Origin of the sequence: Sodalis-like endosymbiont of Proechinophthirus fluctus (genome assembly GCF_001602625.1) — a bacterium.
In the GTDB taxonomy this organism is placed as follows: Bacteria; Pseudomonadota; Gammaproteobacteria; order Enterobacterales; family Enterobacteriaceae.
Genome location: NZ_LECR01000003.1, coordinates 65,811 through 69,233 on the forward strand (window position 1 = coordinate 65,811; position 3,423 = coordinate 69,233).

A 3,423-nucleotide genomic window follows, 5' to 3' on the forward strand; every position below is an offset into this window, starting at 1 on the left:
CCCGCCACTTCAGCAACTGCGGCTGCAATATTGCAGATAGCCGACTCGCTATGCTAGGCGAGGAATTTACCTTTATTATGCTTATGCTGCTTTCCGGCGGGTGGAACGCCATCGCGCAACGCAAATTGAATCTACCCTGCCACTGAAAGAGGCCAAGTTGGATTTATTGATTGTCATGAAGCGCACTAATGCCCAGGAGCAACCGGCGACGCCGAGCACGGTGTGGATCATAAGATAAAGGTGAATGACTCTAAATATCTTATTTATAGATAAAAGATTTTTTATAGTCATCAGATGACCTTGGCGGAACTTGCGACTAAAACACAGCCGACTGGCTCGCAATAGCCGCCCTGGCTGACACTCTCGATGACCATATACGGCCAGGCCAGGGGCCTGATTCTGCTGATTGAACAGAAGTTTCATTAACCCTGTACAGAGCTGCAGACGCAAGGCAGTATTAGAGTTATCAATCATCCACAACATCAGGAAAGAGACGGAGTATTATAATGACGCCACTGAAATCCGGTGATATAGCACCACAATTTAGCCTGCTCGATCAGGACGGTGAACTCATCAGCCTTACCGACTTCCAGGAACAAAGAGTGTTGGTCTACTTTTATCCCAAAGCAATGACGCCAGGCTGTACCGTACAAGCGTGCGGGTTGCGCGATAACATGGACGACCTAAAAAAAGCCGGGGTGGATGTCCTGGGCATCAGCACCGACAAACCAGAGAAACTATCCCGCTTCGCCGAAAAAGAACTGCTGAATTTCACCTTGCTCTCCGATGAAGACCATCAGGTCGCCAATCAGTTCGGCGTATGGGGTAAGAAGAGCTTTATAGGAAAAACCTATGATGGCATTCACCGTATCAGCTTCCTAGTGGGTGTCGATAGCGCTATCGAAAAAGTATTCGACGATTTCAAAACCAGCAATCACCACGATATCGTGCTGGCCTATCTGAAAAGCGTCTGAACGCAGCCCGCAAAGCCGCCGGCAGCATCGGTTAGCTTACGCTACTCGGTTGAAAAAACCATTATCGTGCTACTGCTGACCGCGTTCGTTAGCGCGTTCCCGGTGCACGCAGACGAAATTCCAGGACAATTTACCGGATATGGGCACCACTGCCGGTAGCACTCTAAGCATCAAAGAGGAGATGTAAATTGGGGATTACTTAGTGCTCCAAGCGGCACGGCGGTGCTCCAATCATCAACGATCCGCTGTTAAACCAGTACATCAACCAGTTGGGTGGAGCGCTGGTAGCCAGCCCATGCCAACTCGGTGCGCACGACCTTCCATTTTTGTTGCTACTCAGCAACGAGCTCAACGCGTTCTCTTTTTTCGGCGGCAATATGGTGTGCTACATTCGGCGCTGTTTAACTATACCGACAGTGAAAGCGAACTAGCGACGGCATAGCCCCCACGGATTGCCTCATGCGACACAGCGTCATCTGGCGCGCGATATGGAAGATCATCGACGCAACACGCCGTTGACCTCGATCGGCGTGCTGGGCGCCATCCTGTAGATCCGTCATATCGAGCAGTTACAGCTGCGCTTCGCATAAAGTGTACGCATCACTAAAAACCGAGCCCTACTCTACAGGACACACAGGAGGCGCGCCACACTGACTTAAAAGGTAAGAGGCACTACTTAACTCGAAGCCTATAGACAGCGCGCTACGGCTCAACTTGAAGTCATATGGAATTGAAGTCATCTGGAAAGCGCGCCTATGCTCAACGCAGCATCTATGATATATGCGTCAACCCTCGACGAAGGGCGTACTGGCATGTGCCCACACCACAGTATTAGCCCATCCTACGGTTCTAATGGTTGGAGCACGTTAGACTATTAGAGGTTCAAGATAGCCTTCACGAACGGGATGGTCAGTTTGCGTTGCGTGCGGATGGACGCATGATCAAGCTGATCCAGCGTCGCCGACAGCGTGCGCATATCCCTTTCTAATCGTTTCAACAAAAAGCGGCTGACGTCTTCCGGCAATTCAAATCCACGCAACTTCGCCCGCAGCTGTAGGGCCGCGCCCTTCTCTTCGTCAGAGAGCGGCTGCAAACGATAAATCTGCCCCCAATCCAAACGGGAGGCTAGGTCAGGCAGGCTGAGATTTAATTGGCGCGGTGGGCAATTGCCGCTGATGATAAGCTGGGTGCGTCCGGATTCCTGAATGCGGTTATAGAGATTAAAAATTGCTATTTCCCACGGCGGATCGCCGACGATACACTCGATATTATCGATGGTCACCAGCGCTAATTGTTCCATTTCTTCCAGTATTTCTGGGACGAACCATGTACGTTTATCCAGCGGTACATAACCTACTGCCTGGGTGCGCGCCGCTAGTTGCGCGCAGGCGGCATGCAACAAATGGCTTCGCCCCTCCCCCTTACGTGACCAAAAATAGAGGTAACTGCCGTGTTCGTGAGATAGCATTTCCTGCAGTGCCGCCAGCAGCGTGCCATTTTCGCCGGGATAAAAGCTGGCGAAGGTCTCATCATCGGGTAAATAGAGCGGTAAAGAAAGCTGCGCTGGCGTGTTCAGATGTACCTCTTGCGTTCTGGTAAAGATCTTTCTCAGTTTACCATAACCTTAATCGCGCAGTGAGAATGGCGTGGCTCTGCTGTCAGGGGGCGTGCCTTCATCGGGCTCCAGGATTTTCTCTTCGCGGCGCAGCAGCGTGATAACGCGGAATATCAAGCTAAGTAACATCGAGGGTGGCCATGGAAATAACCACGGTGATAGCATCCACTGGCGCATCGGCGCTAGGCAACACCCGCCATATTGGCCACGACACGCCAGCCAGCGCCAGGCCAACGAAGTCACTATCACCCTCATAGCGGCGAGAGGGAAAATGATGTTGATCGAACCTGTTCCCACCTTTTGACGATAAAGCCTACCAGGAAAAACAGCGTGCCACAGGCGATAAAAGCTCCTAGTACCAGCTCATAGCCGAGCAGTAACACAGCAGCACCAGAGAAACAAAGACGAAACTGGAGCAAAGATAGGCAGAGATTTTGCCCTTGCAGATAAAAAGGTACGGCAAGGTTCCTATGCTGTTAAAGAGCAGGATAGTACTGGGATTGATTTTGAATAAAATCGTCACCAACACCGTGGCGTCAAACATAGTGAACAGATGCTGTAGACTCAGCAGGGATAGTTTTAAGCAAGCGCTGTGCGTTCTGGACACCCCGATGGCGCGACGGGTCATGGCGACTTTCCTCAAATTTCAGGGTCAAAAAAAAACCGACTCATTGGCCGGTTTATTATTATTTAGTACCAAAGATTTTATCGCCCGCGTCACCCAGGCCCGGTATTATATAGCCTTTTTCGTTTAGTCCCTTGTCAATAGCCGCGGTATAAAGCTCTAAGTCGGGATGCGCTTTTTCCAGCGCTTCGATGCCCTCGGGCGCTGCC

Annotated in this window: 3 protein-coding genes and 3 pseudogenes; 3 read left to right on the forward strand and 3 right to left on the reverse strand. The window is 51.1% G+C overall.

Annotated elements, in window-relative coordinates:
- The 3 genes and pseudogenes from BG74_RS09760 to BG74_RS15435 form a co-directional block, all read left to right on the forward strand.
- Positions 1 to 507: pseudogene (locus BG74_RS09760) on the forward strand (ACT domain-containing protein); the annotation flags it as partial.
- Positions 507 to 974, forward strand: coding sequence for a thioredoxin-dependent thiol peroxidase (gene bcp / locus BG74_RS00555; RefSeq protein WP_066595742.1), 468 nt, complete (start codon positions 507 to 509; stop codon positions 972 to 974). The pseudogene BG74_RS09760 and the gene bcp, both read left to right, overlap by 1 nt.
- Before the next feature lie 124 nt (positions 975 to 1,098).
- A pseudogene (locus tag BG74_RS15435) lies at positions 1,099 to 1,522 on the forward strand (M48 family metalloprotease); the annotation flags it as partial.
- A gap of 326 nt (positions 1,523 to 1,848) precedes the next feature.
- Here BG74_RS15435 and hda read toward each other — a convergent pair.
- The 3 genes and pseudogenes from hda to BG74_RS15440 form a co-directional block, all read right to left on the reverse strand.
- A complete protein-coding gene (gene hda / locus BG74_RS00560; RefSeq protein ID WP_066595745.1) occupies positions 1,849 to 2,577 on the reverse strand; it encodes a DnaA inactivator Hda in 729 nt (242 codons plus the stop codon).
- A gap of 133 nt (positions 2,578 to 2,710) precedes the next feature.
- Positions 2,711 to 3,217 (reverse strand): annotated as a pseudogene (locus tag BG74_RS20095) (solute carrier family 23 protein); the annotation flags it as partial.
- A 58-nt stretch (positions 3,218 to 3,275) separates the two neighbouring features.
- Positions 3,276 to 3,423: uracil phosphoribosyltransferase (locus BG74_RS15440; protein ID WP_305809558.1), on the reverse strand; the 148-nt coding region annotated here is incomplete at its 5' end.